Below are 16,653 nucleotides of genomic sequence, written 5' to 3'. Positions count from 1 at the left end.
TCCTGAGTAAAAAAGGGCACGACCGCGTTGCAGATGAACAACGCTCATGATCAATGGCGGGGATTATCGGGATTTTACGCCGCGCCGGCCAATGCCAGTGTTGCCTGAGCGTATTTTTGCCGGGAAATCAGCAGTTTTGCCGGAGCCTGAATCAACTGTTCGGCGAGTGCCAACGCTGCACTTTCCGCCACGCCGTAGCAACCGGTGCGCTCGTAGGCAATTTGCGAATGGTGGCTGAGTCGTTGCTGATAACTGGCCAGTTCCTCACTGCTGAAATACAGCAAGGGCAAAGCCAACTGAGCGGCAAGTTCCTGCAAGCCAGGCTCGTCGCGCTTCAAATCGATGCTGGCCAATGCCTTGACCGTTTCAAGTTCAATGCGATGTGCCTGTAAGGCTTGATCAAGTAACGCGCGCAGCGTACTGGCCGGGCAGCCGCGCTGGCAGCCCAGGCCGACCACGAAGGTCGGCGCTGCACTGTCATCGGTCATGCGTGGTATTGGCCAGCGCTTTTGCGGCGGAACAACCAGGCGCTGATCAGGCCGAGGGCCAGCCAGAACACCACGTTGGTCAACTGCGAAGCGATTTTGAACTGGGCTTCCAATGCCTCGGGAGCAAGCATCGAATGCACTTGCGGCTGCGGTGCGCCGATCACGTGCGGTACGGCAAGAATCGCCACGCCGAGGATCTTCATCAGCCAGTGACGGCTGAACGCGATCAACGACAGCCCGACCGCAGTCGAAGCGGCCGTGCCGATCCACCACATCTGGCGTGAGGCCAGATCAGCAGCGGCTGTGCCCGGCAACTCAGGCGGCAGGCCCAGGGTCGGCGCGAGGACGAAAGTGGCGTAACCGGCCAGGCCCCAGAGCAGGCCTTGCGAGGTTTTGGTCGGTGCGCGCAGGGTGTAGAGGCCGGCAAGCATCAGAGCGAAACCGACGGCTACCACCAGATTACCGCCAGTGGTCGAGACTACGCGCTGCCAGCCGTTTTCCGGCTCCCAGGCCTCGGCATCGTGGGTGTGCGCAGCGGTGCCGGCGGCGTGTTCGTGAACTTCTGCAACCGGTTCGGCTTTCTCGAACGTCTCTGCCTGAAGAATCAGCGGCGAGACCCAGAAGCTTTGCAGCAGAGTGAGGAGCAGGGCGGCCAGCAGACCGGTGAAACCTGCGGTTTGCGCGATTCGCTTGATCATGTCGGCAGGTCTCAGTGGCACGGGAACGCGGCGCTGTGGCGGGTATCGTGGGCGGCGTTGTGCACCGCTTCGATGTGCGAGAAACCGGCGAAGTAGACCAGGCTGGCGCCGAGGATCGACGCAAAGATCGCGGCGGTCAGGCGTTGGCTCAGGGTGGCGGTGCTGGAAATTTTGTCCGTGTTGCTGCCGGTGCTGCTGATGATCGACATGGCGCTTCCCTCTGGAATGTCAGTGGGTGAATCGAGCGCATGAAAACCCCTGCGGGTCGGGCTCGCAGAGGTTCGAACAGCGCCCGCCCACCGCGGGTTTGTTATGTTCAGCGACGCACAAGGTGCGGGCTGTGTGTTGCGGGCCGGTCTCCGGGCTCACGAGGGGTTGGCGTCAGGCCGACCTGCAAGCGTCACCTTCCCATGCCTTGCTGACACAGTGGTTTTGACGCTTCGCTCGCTTACCGTTGCGGGGGCAGCACCGGACTGACATGGGCTTGAGTAAAGCACATGATTCACCGGTTTCCCGTTTCACCCTGTGAAGGGCACCCGTAACAAGTTGTGTAGGAGAGCATGGGGGTGGGGTTTTGGTCAATTTTTGGGTGTATATCCGTTGCTGCGGGTGTTGCTGATTAGGGTTCCGCCCTTACTGCGGGTCACTTTTGGCAAACGCCCCAAAAGTAACCAAAAGGTCTTCGCCCTGACGTTCGGCCCGCTCGCTAAAGCTCGGGGTTCCTTCGCTCCGGGACCGATCCGGGCGCAGCGTCTCCGGTTTGCTTCGCTGCACCTACTCCCGCTGTGTTTGGCTGCGCCAAACGGTCGCTGCGCTCCCACCCCCGGATCAATCCCTCCACTCAGCCTGCCGACGGGCTCCAAGATCAAAAGCAGGCGAGCTGACACTCGGCCTATTGAGTGGTGAGGAGCGGGTGTTGGACTTTGGTTTTGTGGTGGATGTGCCCCTCACCCCAGCCCTCTCCCGAGGGAGAGGGAGCCGATTTGTGGGCTTTTCAAAATCTGAGTTCGACTCGGTATTGCACGTCGGCGTAGCTCTCCCAAACACCCCGATCAGTCCCCCTAACCTCATGGATAGGGGGCCGATTTTTTTGCTTTTTTGAGCCTGAGTTCAACGCGGTATCGCACGTCGGCGTACCTCGCCCAAACAACTCGATCAGTCCCCTCTCCCTCCGGGAGAGGGCTAGGGTGAGGGGCTTTTGATCTGGCTTTTGATCTGGCTTTTTTGCCCCTTCGGCAGGCCGAACGTAGGTGTTCATCCGGGGGTTAGGCGCGCAGCGCCGTTCGACGAAGTCGAACACATCGAGAGGAGGTGCAGCGAAGCAAACCGTAGGCGATGCCCCCGGATGGACACCGTAGCGAGGGAACACTGAGCCTCAGCGAAGTGCCGTACGCCGGGGCAAGCCTTTTTGGTTACTTTTTCGGCGTTTGGAAAAAGTGACCCGCCGTAAGGGCGGAACCCTAAGTAGCCGTTGCCGCAGAAACGGATATGCCCCCAATCCAAACATTGACCCATAAGCAAGCCATGCGTAGCCTTGCGCTTTCGAGGTTCTTCGGCCGCTGCCGAAGCTAAGAAGGGAACGCGGTCAATGCCGCGGCTGCCCCCGCAACTGTGAACGGTGATGTTCGCTGCCACGCCACTGCCAGCTCAACCCCATGAGCCAGCGGGAAGGCGCAGCAAACGCCAGGCCCAATGCCTGAACACCGTCAGCCAGGAGACCTGCCTCGTCACAGATTCTCACTACAACCGGGCGGGGTGATCCGGTGGCGAACGCTTCCGGCGCGCACGCGCGTGGCCGGTTCTCGTCCCGTATGCCCGCCGCTTGCCAAAGGGCATACCGATGAAAACACTGGCCAAACTCCCTGTCACCATCGTCACCGGCTTCCTCGGCTCGGGCAAAACCACGCTGCTGCGGCACATGCTCGATAACGCTCAGGGCCGTCGCATCGCGGTGATCGTCAACGAGTTTGGCGAGCTGGGCATCGACGGTGAAATCCTCAAGCAGTGCACCATCGGTTGCACCGAAGAAGAAGCCACCGGCCGCGTTTACGAACTGGCCAACGGCTGCCTGTGCTGCACCGTTCAGGAAGAATTCTTCCCGGTGATGCGCGAACTGGTCGCCCGTCGCAGCGATCTCGACCACATCCTCATCGAAACCTCGGGCCTGGCCCTGCCAAAACCGCTGGTGCAAGCCTTCCAGTGGCCGGAAATCCGCAGCGCCTGCACCGTTGACGCGGTGATCACCGTGGTCGACAGCCCGGCCGTGGCCGCGGGCACCTTCGCTGCATTCCCGGATCAGGTCGATGCCCAGCGCAAACTCGATCCGAACCTCGACCACGAATCGCCATTGCACGAACTGTTCGCCGACCAACTGGCCAGCGCCGACCTCGTCATCCTCAACAAGGCCGACCAGACCAGCCCGGAAGATCTCGCTCGCGTGCGCGCTGAAGTCGCCGAAGAGCTGCCACCGGCGGTGAAAATCATCGAAGCCAGCAACGGTCGTCTGCCACTGGACGTGTTGATCGGCCTCGGCGCCGGTTCCGAAGAACACATCGACAGCCGCCACAGCCACCATGATCATCACCACGGTGAAGGCGATGACGACCACGATGACCACGATCACGACGCCTTCGATTCGATCTCCATCGAACTGCCGCAAGCTGACGAAAGCCTGCTGCTCGACGCCTTGACGCAACTGGTGGTCAAGCACGGCATCTTGCGCGTGAAGGGCTTTGCGGCCATTCCGAACAAGCCAATGCGTTTGCTGATCCAGGGCGTGGGTACGCGTTTCGACAAGCATTTCGACCGCCAGTGGGGCGCCGATGAAGCGCGCGTCACGCGTCTGGTGTTGATCGGTCAGGAACTCGACGCCGCCCAACTCGAAGCGCAACTGCGCGCTGCGCTCAGCGTTTAAACCATGCACCTGCTCAGGACCCAGCCCGGCGGTTTCGTCTCGGATGACAACATTGCCGACCTTGGCCAAACCCCCGCCGAGCTGGTGATCCTGTGCAGCGGCGACTCCAGCCTGGCGCTGCTCGCCGAAGCTGCGCAGCAGTTGCCCGAGGATTATCCGAGCCTGCGTCTGGCCAATCCGATGCAGGTACAGAATCACGCCTCGGTCGATCTGTACGTCGATGAAGTGCTGCGCCACGCCAAGGTGATCCTGATTTCGCTGCACGGTGGCATCGCCTATTGGCGTTACGGTGTCGAGCGTCTGATCGAGTTGTCCGCGCGTGGCGTGCAGGTGATTCTGGTACCGGGCGATGACCGTCCCGATCCGGAGCTCAGCGACTTGAGCACCGTCAATGCCGAGGATCGCGACCGGCTCTGGCAATTCCTGCGTCAGGGCGGTTTGGGCAATGCGCTGGATTTTTTCCGTTGTCTGGCCAACCGTTGGCTCGCCCGTGATTACGCTTGGGACGAACCGCAAACCCTGCCGCGCACGGCGATTTACCATCCACAAAAAACCACCGCCGCACTGAGTGACTGGCAAGCCGAATGGCTGCCCGAGAACCCGGTCGCGGCGGTGTTGTTTTACCGCTCGCATTTGCAAGCGGCGAACACCGCGTTCATCGATGTTTTCTGCCAGCGCTTGCAGGCAGCGGGGTTGAATCCGCTGCCGATCGCAGTGGCCAGTCTGAAAGAACCCGGCTGCCTGGCGGTGGTCGAGGATTGGCTGGATGAAGTCGAGGCGGGGGTGATTCTCAACACCACCGGTTTCGCCCAGTCCAGCCCTGAAGCACCGCACTTACGACCGTTTCGCCGCAATATCCCGGTGATTCAGGCGATCTGCGCGCAAGACAACGAGCCCGGTTGGCGCGACAGCGAGCAAGGCCTCGGCCCGCGCGATCTGGCGATGCATATTGCCTTGCCGGAGCTTGACGGGCGCATCATCAGCCGGCCGATCAGCTTCAAGGATCTCGCCTGGCGCAGTGAGCGCAGTCAGTCCGATGTGGTCTGCTATCGCGCGCAGCCTGAGCGCATGGATTTTGTCGCGGAACTGGCGCGGCTCTGGATCGATCTGGCGCGGGTGCCGAACGCGGAAAAACGTATCGCGCTGATCCTCGCCAACTACCCGACCCGCGATGGGCGCATCGGCAACGGCGTCGGTCTCGACACGCCGGCAGCAGCGCTGAATATCCTTCGCGCGTTGCAGGCTGAGGGTTATCCCATTGCGGCCGAACTGCCGGGCAGCGGCACCGAGTTGATCCAGCAATTGCTCGGTGGCGTCAGCAACGATCTCGACACGATTGACCTGCGTCCGTGCCAACAAAGCCTGGCGATGGACGCTTACCTGACGATGTTCAACGCGCTGCCTGAGGCCAATCGCAGCGCCGTGATGGAGCGCTGGGGTACGCCAGAAAACGATCCGATGTGCCGCGACGGGCGGATGATGATTGCCGGTCTGCGTTTCGGCCTGACCTTCGTCGGCATCCAGCCGGCACGCGGTTATCAGGTCGATCCGAGTGCGGTCTATCACGACCCGGATCTGGTCCCGCCGCACGCTTATCTGGCGTTCTATTTCTGGTTGCGCAACACCTACGGCGCGCACGGCGTGATTCACGTCGGCAAGCACGGCAACCTTGAATGGCTGCCGGGCAAAGGCGTCGGGCTTTCGGAAAACTGCTGGCCGGATGCGTTGCTCGGGCCGCTGCCGAATATCTATCCGTTTATCGTCAATGACCCGGGCGAGGGCGCGCAGGCCAAACGACGCACCCAAGCGGTAATCATCGACCACCTGATGCCACCGCTGACCCGTGCCGAAACCTATGGCCCGCTGCGCAATCTGGAACTGCTGGCCGACGAGTATTACGAAGCGCAACTGCTCGATCCGCGCCGCGCCCGCGAGTTGCAGCGCGATATTCTGCAACTGGTGCGCGAGACGCAGATCGACCGTGAGCTGCAACTCGATGCCGCTCTGGACAGTGACGCCGATGCGGCGATCTGGCTGCCGCGTCTCGATACATATTTGTGTGATCTGAAGGAATCGCAGATTCGCGATGGTTTGCATATTTTTGGTGAGTCACCCAGCGGGCGATTGCGCATTGATACGTTGCTGGCGTTGCTGCGCATTCCACGCGGAGACGGCAAAGGCGCGCAATCAAGCCTATTGCGAGCACTCGCCAAAGCGTTCGAACTCGGTTTCGATCCGCTCGACTGCGCGCTGGCCGATCCATGGACCGGCCCGCGTCCCGAAGCGTTGCAATCGCAAAGCGATGAAGTCTGGCGCACCGCCGGCGACACCCGCGAACGCTTGGAACTGTTCGCTTCGAACCTAATCTCCCAAACACTACAAATCCCCTGTAGGAGTGAGCCTGCTCGCGATAGCGGAGTGTCATTCGATACAGATTTGCCTGATACACCGCCATCGCGAGCAGGCTCACTCCTACAAGGACCGCGTTGGGTTGAAGTCAGTGCAATCACCGACCACCTGCGCGAAGTCGTCGCCCCGCGCCTCGATGCTTGCGGCCCCGCCGAAATGCGCGGCCTGCTCGACGCCCTCAGTGGTCGCTTCGTCCCCGCCGGCCCGAGCGGCGCGCCCAGCCGTGGTCGCCTCGACGTGCTGCCGACCGGACGCAACTTCTACTCGGTCGACGTGCGCAACCTGCCGACCACCACCGCGTGGCGCATCGGTTTCCAGTCAGCAACGTTGATTCTTGAGCGACACCTGCAAGACCACGGCGATCACCTGCGCCAGCTCGGTTTATCCGTGTGGGGCACCGCGACCATGCGCACCGGCGGCGACGACATCGCCCAGGCCATGGCGCTGATGGGCGTGCGCCCGGTATGGGCCACCGGCAGTCAGCGCGTCGATGATTTCGAAATTCTGCCGCTGAGCCTGCTCGACCGTCCGCGTGTCGATGTCACGCTGCGAGTTTCCGGATTTTTCCGCGATGCGTTTGCCAATTTGATCCGCCTGTTCGACGCGGCGGTGCAGGCAGTGGCAGCGCTGGACGAGCCGGATGATCTCAATCCGCTGGCGGCGAAAGTTCGGGCCGAACGCGAGGCGTTGTTGCAGTCGGGTCTGGATGAGGACAGCGCGCGGCGCCAGGCCGGTTGGCGCATTTTCGGTGCCAAACCCGGCGCTTACGGCGCAGGTGTGCAAGGCGCGATCGATGGGCGTTTGTGGCAAAGCCGCGAAGACCTTGCCGAGGTCTATCTGAACTGGGGCGCCTACGCCTATGGCGGCTCCGATGAGGGCACTGCCGCGCGCGAACAATTCGTCCAGCGCCTGAGTCAGGTGCAAGCGGTGCTGCAGAATCAGGACAATCGCGAGCACGACTTGCTTGATTCCAACGACTACTACCAATTCCAGGGCGGCATGCTTGCTGCTGTGGAAACCCTGCGTGGCGAGGCGGCGGCCAGTTATCACGGCGATCACAGCCAACCGGATCTACCGAAGATTCGCACGCTGAAAGAAGAGCTGAACCGGGTGATCCGCTCGCGGGCGGCCAATCCGAAATGGATCGACGGGGTCAAGCGCCACGGCTATAAAGGCGCGTTCGAAATGGCGGCGACGGTTGATAACCTGTTTGCGTTTGATGCCACCACGCAGTTGATTGATGACCACCAGTACGCTTTGTTGGCGGATGCTTATTTGCTCGATCCGGCGACGCGGGAGTTTGTTCGTGAGCATAATCCGCATGCGCTGCGGGATATGACCGAGCGGATGCTTGAGGCGCAGCAGCGGGGGATGTGGCAGGAGCCGGGGGCTTATAAAGAGGCGTTGGAGAATCTGCTGCTGGATATTGAGGAAGATATGTAGCGTCCTCAGGAAAGTCACCCCCTCACCCCAGCCCTCTCCCCCAAGGGGGCGAGGGGGAAAGGGAGCCGATTTGTGTTGGCTTTGAGGCCTGAGTTCAACTCGATAATTCAGGTCGGCGTACCTTGAAAGTACACCTCGGTCAGTTCCCTCTCCCTCCGGGAGAGGGCTAGGGTGAGGGCTACCCTGACTGACACACCACCACACCAAGAACACCCAAGACCACGACAGAGAAAACCCAAATGACCGACATCCCAAATTTCCCGCTCTCCGCCGTGGTCGGCGCCGATGACCTGAAACTCGCCCTGTGCCTCACCGCCATCGACCCGAAAATCGGTGGCGTGCTGATCGAAGGCCCGCGCGGCATGGCCAAATCCACCCTGGCCCGTGGCCTTGCCGATCTGCTCGCCAGCGGCCAGTTCGTCACCTTGCCACTGGGCGCTACCGAAGAACGTCTGGTCGGCACCCTCGACCTCGACGCCGCCCTCAGCGAGGGTCGCGCGCAATTCTCACCGGGCGTGCTGGCCAAGGCTGACGGCGGCGTGCTCTACGTCGATGAAGTCAATCTGCTGCCCGATCATTTGGTGGATCTGCTGCTCGACGTTGCCGCCAGCGGCACCAACCTGATCGAGCGTGACGGTATCTCCCATCGGCACTCGGCGAAGTTCGTGCTGATCGGCACCATGAATCCGGAAGAGGGCGAGTTGCGTCCGCAGCTGCTTGATCGCTTCGGCTTGAACGTCGCCCTCAGTGGTCACACGGCACCGACCGAGCGCGGGCAGATCATCCGTCGGCGGCTGGATTTCGACAGCAACCCGCAAGCGTTCTGCGCGCAGTGGGAAACCGAACAGCAAAACCTGCGCGCGCGTTGCGAACACGCTCGCGGCGCCTTGGCCAATATTGCGCTGGACGATGCCGCACTCGCGCAGATCACTGAGCGTTGTTTCGCCGCCGGAGTCGATGGTCTGCGTGCCGACCTGGTCTGGTTGCGCGCGGCGCGTGCCCACGCGGCATGGCGCGGGGCTGAGGAGATTGGCGAAGAGGACATCGACGCCGTGGCCGAGTTTGCCCTGCGCCATCGTCGTCGAGAGCAAGCGCCTTCGAGTCCGCAACAACCTGCCCAGTCGCCAGCCGAAACCCAGGCCTCGTCGAGCGAAGGGCAGGGCCAGTGGGGCGACATGCCGGCGCCCGCGCTTGCCACCGGCGCTCGCCGTGAAGTGCCGAGCTGGCCAAAAAAGCCTTAGGCATTCGCCCCCGATCCGATGCGGGGGCGAATGCCAGACCCCGCGCCGGACGGCTGGACAACGGACGCCAGGGCAAGCGCCATACCGCGCGCAGCGGCACGGTGAATTGGCCGGGCACGTTGCTCAACGGGCGTCCTCGGACCCGTGAAGATCTGGTCTTTCAACTGCGCACGCGTTCGCCGCATGAACTGTGGCTGGTCATCGTCGATGCTTCAGCTTCGACGCGGCGCCATCACGCCTTGAGCGATGCCAAAGGTTTGCTCGCGCAACTGTTCGATGACGCCTATCGCCAGCGCGCGCGCCTCGCATTATTGACGGCCAGTGGCTCGGCGCCGCAATGGCAGGTGCAGGGGTTGAAGGCGTCCAGCGGCTTGCGTGTCTGGCTGGAGGCTTTGGGCGCTGGCGGCGGCACACCGTTGCTCGCGGCGCTGGTGCAGGCAGAGCAATGGCTGGCGGTGCGACGCAAGCGCTTTCCCGCCGAGCAGCAACGGCTGTTGGTGGTGACCGATGGGCGTTTGAAACAGTGCTCGGGACTGCCGGCGCTGGCGTGTCCGGGCTTGTTGATCGATATCGAGCGCGGGCCGATCCGGTTGGGCCGGGCGCGGGATCTGGCTTCAGTGTTGGGGTCAGACTATCGACATATCGATGAGCTGATTTCTCTCTGATACCTTCTGTGTATGGTCGGGCCTCATCGCGAGCAGGCTCACTCCTACATTTGGAATGCGTTCCCCTGTAGGAGTGAGCCTGCTCGCGATTGCATCGATCCGGTCTAGAGCCGAACACTCAAAACCCGCATCACTGCTCTATGCTGCACCCCAGCCCAATCACAAGGAGTGAGCGATGCGCGTACTGGTCAGAAATCCCGCGGACGATTTCCGCGTCAAAGCCTACGCCGGTACCAACGGCGTGCTGCTGGCCATGGATCTGGCCGAACCGCGGCGCAACGGCCTGCTGGGATTTGCCATCGAAAAGCAGCAGGGCGCCAAACCTTGGTTGTTCCTGTTCAACAGCCTGACATTCCCTGGCAAGGCGCACACGTTTCCCCGGTTCCACGCCACACCGAGCGATATCGCACCACTGCAAAAGTTTCGCTGGGCCGATTACGCGGTCAATCCGGGCATGACCCTTCACTATCGCGTGCACCTGGCTTACGGCACTGCGGACGCCGTGCAGTTGGGCGAGTCGCTGCAGCTGACGATTACTTCCGATGACGGTCAGCCGAGCAATCAAAGCGTGATGTTCAATCGTGCTGTCGCCGCCAGTCAGGCCTTCCAGCGCAAGTTTCCCGAACTGGACGCGCAGATCAGCGCCAATAAAAACATGCCCATCGAAGCCTGGCCGGATGCGGCCCGTCAGTGGCTGGAAAACGGCTTGCTCGGGCGCTTGCTGGGTTTTATCGAGCGTGCGGTCGATGGTCAGTGGGCGCTGGACATTGCCATCTACGAATACCAGTTACAGGCGATCATCGATGCGGTGAACGCGGCGTTCGCGCGGGGCGTGAAGGTGCGGGTGCTCTATCACGCCCGGCCGGATGACGAAGACACTACGATCAACGAAGCGAGCCTGGCGGCACTGCCTTCCGCGAGCAAGCGCGGGCGAGTGACCCACAACATCTTTCACAACAAATTCATGGTCCTCAGCCGCGTCGGCGTCAGTGGGGAGCAGCAGCCTGAAGCGGTTCTGTGTGGCAGCACCAATTTCACCGCCAACGGGGTTTATCGTCAGGCCAACGTGGTGCATGTGCTGGACGACGAATCGGTTGCTGCCAGTTATCTGCAGACGTTCGAGCAGATCTGGGTGCAGCCGGATGATCTCGGCGCCACCCGTGACTGGGTGTCCGAACACAACCCGATAAATCCGCAGCAACCGTTGTTCGCCGGGTTCTCACCGCGTACCGGTGGGGCTGATCTGCAGGAGTTTGTGCGGATCATCGGTGCGGCGAAAAAGGACGTGCTGTTCGTCACGGCGTTCTCGCTGCCGGACGCGGTCCTCAATGCCTTGCTGGGTCAGCCCCACGACGACATTTTGCGCTATGGCCTGCAAAACACGGCCAGCCGCATCACCGGTTTCCATGCCGACCGCAGCGCCGAATTCGCCGCCACCGCTTTGCTCAACACTGGGCTCGAAGGCTGGTTGCGCGAGAACATGAAAGGTCAGAAAGGCAACCTGCTGGTGCACACCAAAGCGGTGGTCACCGATTTCACCAGCGACTCGCCGACGATCATCAGCGGCAGCCACAACCTCAGCGCTTCGGCCAGCAATGGCAACGATGAAAATTACCTGATCATTCGCGGCGACACCGATCTGGCCGATCGCTATGGTCTGGAACTGTTGCGGTTCTACGAGCATTACCGCTTCCGTTATTTCGCGAAGAAACTGGCGTTGAAACAGGTGAGTCCATTGGCCGTGGATGATCGCTGGACCAACGATTACTACGTCGAGGGGGATTTGCGCCAGCTCTCCCGGCTGCGTTTTGCCGGACGCTGACACCGTACTGTAGGAGCTGCCGAAGGCTGCGATCTTTTGACTTTCGAATTAGATAAGAAGATCAAAGGATCGCAGCCTTCGGCAGCTCCTACAGTGGGTTTCGGTGCGGATTACAGATTTTGAAATGATTTGCCGCTGTAGGAAATGTTCCCAAAGCCTGTACGCTCCAAGGCCATTTTTCATTCAGGATATGCATGAACACCCTCTCGGAGCCTCCCAGTCGCACCTTCCCCACGCGCCATGGCGCGGTCTTGACGCACTCGCAGCATCCGGTTTTCCGACACCCGACTATCGTAGATAACGCGGCCCCAGAGCCTTCGCGTTGCGCTTTGCCGTGTCCGGCAGCCTGAATTCACCGAGAGAGATAGAGACGTTTTATGGAATGGTTAGCGGACCCCACGGCCTGGTTAGGCTTGTTGACTTTGATCGTGCTGGAACTGGTGCTGGGTATCGACAACCTGGTGTTCATCGCAATCCTGGCGGACAAACTGCCACCGCATCAGCGTGACCGTGCGCGGATCATCGGCCTGTCGCTGGCGCTGATCATGCGGCTTGGCCTGCTGGCGAGTATTTCCTGGCTGGTGACCCTCACGCAGCCGTTGTTCGAGGTGTTCGACAAGAGCTTCTCCGGCCGTGACCTGATCATGCTCTTCGGTGGTGTGTTCCTGTTGTTCAAGGCGACGATGGAATTGCACGAGCGCCTTGAAGGCCACATCGGTGAACGCACGACCAACGCCGCTTATGCCTTGTTCTGGCCGATCGTTGCACAGATCGTGGTGCTTGATGCGGTGTTCTCGCTTGATGCTGTGATCACTGCCGTGGGCATGGTCGATGAACTGGCGGTGATGATGATCGCGGTGATCATCTCGATCGGCTTGATGATTGTCGCCAGCAAGCCGCTGACGCGCTTCGTCAACGCGCACCCGACGGTGATCATGCTGTGTCTGGGCTTCCTGATGATGATCGGTTTTGCCCTGACGGCCGAAGGTCTGGGCTTCCACATTCCGAAAGGTTATCTGTACGCCGCCATCGGTTTCTCGATTCTGATCGAAGTGTTCAACCAGATCGCCCGGGCTCGACGCAAGCGCTCGATGCAGGGCTTGCGGCCGATACGCGAGCGCACGGCTCACGCGGTCATGCGCTTGCTGGGCGGGCGCAAACTGGCGGCGGAGGAGGTCGGCGAGGAAATTTCCGATCTGCTCGACGACGGTGACGCGCCAAGCGCGGAACTGTTCGATCGTCGCGAGCGGGTGATGATCAGCGGCGTACTGCAACTGGCCGAGCGCCCGATTCGCGGGCTGATGACCGTGCGCGCCGATGTCGACACCATTGATCTGGCCGATGATCGCGAGGCGATTCGTACCCGCTTGATGCACTCGTCCTATTCGCGTCTGCCGTTGATTCGCAACGGTGCGGTGGATGAGCCCTTGGGCTTCGTGCACAAGAAAGAATTGCTCAAGGAGTACCTGGCCGGCGCCGAGCCGAACCTGGAACACCTGGCGCGCAAGACCATCAATTTGCTCGATAGCTATTCGATCCTCAATGCGCTGGAGCAGATGCGCGCCGCTTCGACGCATATTGCCTTCGTGGTCAATGAATTCGGTGATTTCGTCGGGGTGTTGACCATGACCGACATCCTCGAATCGATCGCCGGTGAGTTGCCGGACGCCAGCGAGATCGAAGGCCCGGACGTTGTCGAGGAGCAGGGCGGGTTTATCGTCAGCGGCGCGTTGAACCTGGCGCGTGTGCGTCAGCGCACCGGGTTTGGCGCCTCGGCGACCGAGGACTATCAGACCATGGCCGGGCTGGTCATGAGCCTGCTGGATCGTCTGCCGGTCATTGGTGATCGTCTGGAGCTTGATGGCTGGCACATGACGGTCAAAGCCGTGGAAGAGCGGCGGGTGATGCGGGTGTTGTTGGTGCGCGCTGCCGCGTAATACTTGAGTTCTCTGGCGACTGTACTGGCCTCTTCGCGAGCAGGCTCGCTCCCACATTGGAACGCGTTGCAAATGTGGGAGCGAGCCTGCTCGCGAATGCTTGGGTTCAGGCACCGCAGTATTCACTGATGAAAAGTGTAGTTTTTCAGTCCGCATGTTCAACACAGACTCCGCAGGCGTGCCCGAGGAACAGTGCGCAGAGTACGAAATGTTCGACGCAGCCAAGACAGATCATGCGTTCGCTTTCGGGGCGCAGTGGGCACTTTGGTCTTGCCGACATGCTCGGCGAAATCCCGCGCGAGGCTTTCTTCAGTGCCGATGCCTTTGAGTTTTTTCACCAGCCTGCCGTTCTTGTAAAACAGCACGGTTGGCGTCTCGGTCACCAGCGGATGACGCGCAGTTTCACTGGTATTGAGCATGTAGATATTGGCGCGGTGCCGGTACGGCTCGGCAGTCTGGCGAAAAATCGGACCGGCCCACTCGCAGGCGGGGCAATGTTCGTTGGCGAAATACAGGATTACCGGGCGCCAGGTTTTCAGCGCTTTGCGGTAAGTGGAGGGTAACTTGGAGCAGTCGGCCATCTCGTCCATGGAAAACCTTCTCGTGTTCATATCTGGAAAAGGAAGCAGCTCACTGATGGACAGCAAGCCGCTTTCAGGTATCAAGGCTGGCTAGGGCTGACGCAAGAGTTCTAAGTCGTCAAAGTAAGATCCCTTCTCATCGAACGGTCCATCGTTCGCCAGCAACGTGATGGTGAGTTTGAGAGTGCCAGTTTGTACCGAAAAGACTTCCGAAGCCTCTGTCCACGGCTGCCCGCCACTGGCGTAAAGATAAGTTGGCTCGCCGGTAGGATGCGGTTGAACCGATACACGACTTCCAAACCCACGGTCGGTTTTCAACCGCGCGGACAGCTTGAACGTCCCGCCGTTACCAATTACGACGTCCTGACTAATAGAGTCCTGGGAGCCGATCAGGCAGTAGCCCTCCTCATAAACCACATTGTCGGGATTGGACGCTGTCCATTCATTGCCTTCTTGGGAAAAGTCGCCGTTCTTGATTAAGTTAGCCATTTCAAAGTCCTTTTCTGATATCAGAGTGAGTTGATGCTGCGCCAAATGGGCGCACTGAGCGATTAGGCGACTAGCATCCCGAATCGACAACTGTCAGGTCTGACAGGTGGAGCGCTAAATCCGATGAACGGTAGCTGTGATGCCTGAGGGCAAACATCAAGCGGCGCACTCCGATGTGGCATTCCTTCCCAGAAAGGTAGCGTTCCGTAGCGCAGCCGAAAAAGCCGAGCACGTAAGCAGGCTGCGTTCATCTCTCTTAACTCAATGAATTCAATGAATTTTCAAAACTCACACGATTTACAACGAATCCTGTGGCACACTTTCTGCTGTCTATTCCGTAGTAACAAACCGTGTTCCGGTATAGCGGAATAAACACCATCCTGGAGTGCTTGCCATGCATCGCCGTCCTTCGTTGTTCAAAGCATGTGTTTTTGTTCTTGCGGCTTCGTCCGCTGTCATGGGCCTGGCCCAGGCAGCCGACAGCAAGCTCGACAGTGTTCTGGCCCGTGGCAAATTGATTGTCGGCACTGGCAGCACCAATGCGCCGTGGCACTTTCAGGGTGCGGACGGCAAATTGCAGGGCTTTGATATCGACATCGCCAGAATCGTCGCCAAGGGTCTGTTCAACGACCCGAGCAAAGTCGAGTTCGTGGTGCAGTCGTCCGATGCGCGGATTCCCAATCTGCTCACCGACAAGGTCGATATGAGCTGCCAGTTCATCACCGTCACCGCCAGCCGTGCGCAGCAAGTCGCGTTCACCTTGCCGTACTACCGCGAAGGCGTTGGCCTGTTGTTGCCGAACAACAGCAAGTACAAGGAAATCGAAGACCTGCAAGCGGCAGGCGATGACGTCACCGTGGCGGTGCTGCAGAACGTGTACGCCGAAGAATTGGTGCATCAGGCGCTGCCCAAGGCCAAGGTCGATCAGTACGACAGCGTTGACCTGATGTATCAGGCGGTGAACTCCGGTCGCGCCGATGCCGCCGCCACCGACCAGTCTTCGGTCAAATACCTGATGGTGCAGAACCCTGGCCGCTACCGCAGCCCAAGCTATGCGTGGAGCCCGCAAACCTACGCCTGCGCAGTCAAGCGTGGCGATCAGGACTGGCTGAACTTCGTCAACACCGCGCTGCATGAAGCCATGACCGGCGTTGAATTCCCGACTTATGCGGCGTCGTTCAAGCAGTGGTTCGGTGTAGATCTGCCGTCGCCAGCCATCGGTTTCCCAGTCGAATTCAAATGATCCCGTGAGAGTGGGGCGATTCCCGTCGCCCCGCTCAAGGTACTGCTGACCATGAACTATCAGTTGAACTTTGCCGCCGTGTGGCGCGATTTCGACACTTTGCTGGCCGGGCTCGGTCTGGGTCTCGAACTGGCGCTGGTGTCGATCGCCTTCGGCTGCGTGATCGGCCTGCTGATGGCGTTTGCCTTGCTTTCCAAGCATCGCGCCTTGCGGGTGCTGGCTTCGGTGTACGTCACGGTGGTGCGTAATACGCCGATTCTGGTGTTGATTCTGTTGATCTACTTTGCCTTGCCAAGCCTGGGCATTCGTCTGGACAAGATTCCCTCGTTCATCATCACGCTGTCGTTGTATGCCGGGGCGTACCTGACCGAAGTCTTCCGTGGCGGTTTACTGAGCATCCCCAAAGGGCAGCGCGAAGCCGGGCTGGCCATCGGCCTCGGCGAGTGGCAGGTCAAGGCCTACGTCACGGTGCCGGTGATGCTGCGCAATGTCTTGCCGGCGCTGTCGAACAACTTCATTTCGCTGTTCAAGGACACCTCGCTGGCCGCCGCAATTGCGGTGCCGGAGCTGACCTATTACGCGCGCAAGATCAACGTCGAGAGCTACCGGGTGATTGAAACCTGGTTGGTGACCACGGCGTTGTATGTCGCGGCCTGTTACCTCATTGCCATGCTGCTGCGTTACCTCGAGCAGCGTCTGGCGATCCGCCGATAGGAGGCTGCG

13 protein-coding genes and 2 riboswitches are annotated in these 16,653 nt (G+C 60.5%); of the genes, 8 read left to right on the top strand and 5 right to left on the bottom strand.

The window, feature by feature from the left end; translation table 11 throughout:
- Positions 1 to 74: 74 nt before the first annotated feature.
- Genes CKW17_RS18810 through CKW17_RS18800 form a run of 3 tightly spaced genes read right to left on the bottom strand, consistent with a single transcriptional unit; the run spans position 75 to position 1,395 of the window.
- The gene (locus CKW17_RS18810) at positions 75 to 488 is read right to left on the bottom strand and encodes a cobalamin biosynthesis protein (protein WP_095120978.1); all 414 of its coding nucleotides are present in this window, start codon (positions 486 to 488) and stop codon (positions 75 to 77) included.
- Positions 485 to 1,186, bottom strand: a complete 702-nt coding sequence (locus CKW17_RS18805) for a CbtA family protein (protein WP_095120977.1) — start codon at positions 1,184 to 1,186, stop codon at positions 485 to 487. Before CKW17_RS18805 ends, CKW17_RS18810 begins: the two co-directional genes overlap by 4 nt.
- 11 nt (positions 1,187 to 1,197) lie before the next feature.
- Positions 1,198 to 1,395 carry a CbtB domain-containing protein gene (locus CKW17_RS18800; RefSeq protein ID WP_003225486.1) on the bottom strand — a complete coding sequence of 66 codons (198 nt, stop codon included), beginning with the start codon at positions 1,393 to 1,395 and terminating at the stop codon, positions 1,198 to 1,200.
- A 123-nt stretch (positions 1,396 to 1,518) separates the two neighbouring features.
- A riboswitch (cobalamin riboswitch) is annotated at positions 1,519 to 1,741 on the bottom strand.
- 973 nt (positions 1,742 to 2,714) lie between these two features.
- Positions 2,715 to 2,928: riboswitch (cobalamin riboswitch) on the top strand.
- A gap of 98 nt (positions 2,929 to 3,026) precedes the next feature.
- On the opposite strand from CKW17_RS18800, the gene cobW reads away from it, so the two are divergent.
- The 6 genes from cobW to CKW17_RS18770 all read left to right on the top strand — a co-directional run bounded on the left by cobW (position 3,027) and on the right by CKW17_RS18770 (position 13,617).
- Entirely contained in the window at positions 3,027 to 4,100 is a 1,074-nt protein-coding gene (gene cobW, locus CKW17_RS18795) for a cobalamin biosynthesis protein CobW (protein WP_095120976.1), read from the top strand.
- A 3-nt stretch (positions 4,101 to 4,103) separates the two neighbouring features.
- Positions 4,104 to 7,952 (top strand): cobaltochelatase subunit CobN, encoded by a 3,849-nt coding sequence (cobN, locus tag CKW17_RS18790; RefSeq protein ID WP_095120975.1) that lies wholly within the window; start codon positions 4,104 to 4,106, stop codon positions 7,950 to 7,952.
- Positions 7,953 to 8,191: 239 nt separating this feature from the next.
- Positions 8,192 to 9,193: an ATP-binding protein gene (locus CKW17_RS18785; protein WP_095120974.1), complete on the top strand. Its 1,002-nt coding sequence runs from the start codon at positions 8,192 to 8,194 to the stop codon at positions 9,191 to 9,193.
- 53 nt (positions 9,194 to 9,246) lie between these two features.
- Positions 9,247 to 9,858 carry a VWA domain-containing protein gene (locus CKW17_RS18780; RefSeq protein ID WP_095120973.1) on the top strand — a complete coding sequence of 204 codons (612 nt, stop codon included), beginning with the start codon at positions 9,247 to 9,249 and terminating at the stop codon, positions 9,856 to 9,858.
- A 175-nt stretch (positions 9,859 to 10,033) separates the two neighbouring features.
- Positions 10,034 to 11,680 carry a phospholipase D-like domain-containing protein gene (locus CKW17_RS18775; protein ID WP_095120972.1) on the top strand — a complete coding sequence of 549 codons (1,647 nt, stop codon included), beginning with the start codon at positions 10,034 to 10,036 and terminating at the stop codon, positions 11,678 to 11,680.
- 377 nt (positions 11,681 to 12,057) lie between these two features.
- Positions 12,058 to 13,617: a TerC family protein gene (locus CKW17_RS18770; protein WP_095120971.1), complete on the top strand. Its 1,560-nt coding sequence runs from the start codon at positions 12,058 to 12,060 to the stop codon at positions 13,615 to 13,617.
- Positions 13,618 to 13,775: 158 nt separating this feature from the next.
- On the opposite strand, the gene CKW17_RS18765 is transcribed toward CKW17_RS18770, so the two are convergent.
- Positions 13,776 to 14,207, bottom strand: coding sequence for a thioredoxin family protein (locus CKW17_RS18765; protein ID WP_095120970.1), 432 nt, complete (start codon positions 14,205 to 14,207; stop codon positions 13,776 to 13,778).
- A gap of 81 nt (positions 14,208 to 14,288) precedes the next feature.
- Positions 14,289 to 14,687: a hypothetical protein gene (locus tag CKW17_RS18760; protein ID WP_095120969.1), complete on the bottom strand. Its 399-nt coding sequence runs from the start codon at positions 14,685 to 14,687 to the stop codon at positions 14,289 to 14,291.
- A gap of 394 nt (positions 14,688 to 15,081) precedes the next feature.
- On the opposite strand from CKW17_RS18760, the gene CKW17_RS18755 reads away from it, so the two are divergent.
- Together CKW17_RS18755 and CKW17_RS18750 are read left to right on the top strand one after the other, a co-directional pair.
- Positions 15,082 to 15,930, top strand: a complete 849-nt coding sequence (locus tag CKW17_RS18755) for a transporter substrate-binding domain-containing protein (RefSeq protein WP_095120968.1) — start codon at positions 15,082 to 15,084, stop codon at positions 15,928 to 15,930.
- A gap of 51 nt (positions 15,931 to 15,981) precedes the next feature.
- Positions 15,982 to 16,644 (top strand): amino acid ABC transporter permease, encoded by a 663-nt coding sequence (locus tag CKW17_RS18750; protein ID WP_095120967.1) that lies wholly within the window; start codon positions 15,982 to 15,984, stop codon positions 16,642 to 16,644.
- The last annotated feature ends 9 nt before the right edge of the window (positions 16,645 to 16,653 follow it).

Origin of the sequence: Pseudomonas sp. Irchel s3f10, from assembly GCF_900187515.1 — a bacterium.
Taxonomy (GTDB): Bacteria; Pseudomonadota; Gammaproteobacteria; order Pseudomonadales; family Pseudomonadaceae; genus Aquipseudomonas; species Aquipseudomonas tensinigenes.
This window is presented reverse-complemented; position numbering and strand designations above follow the sequence as displayed.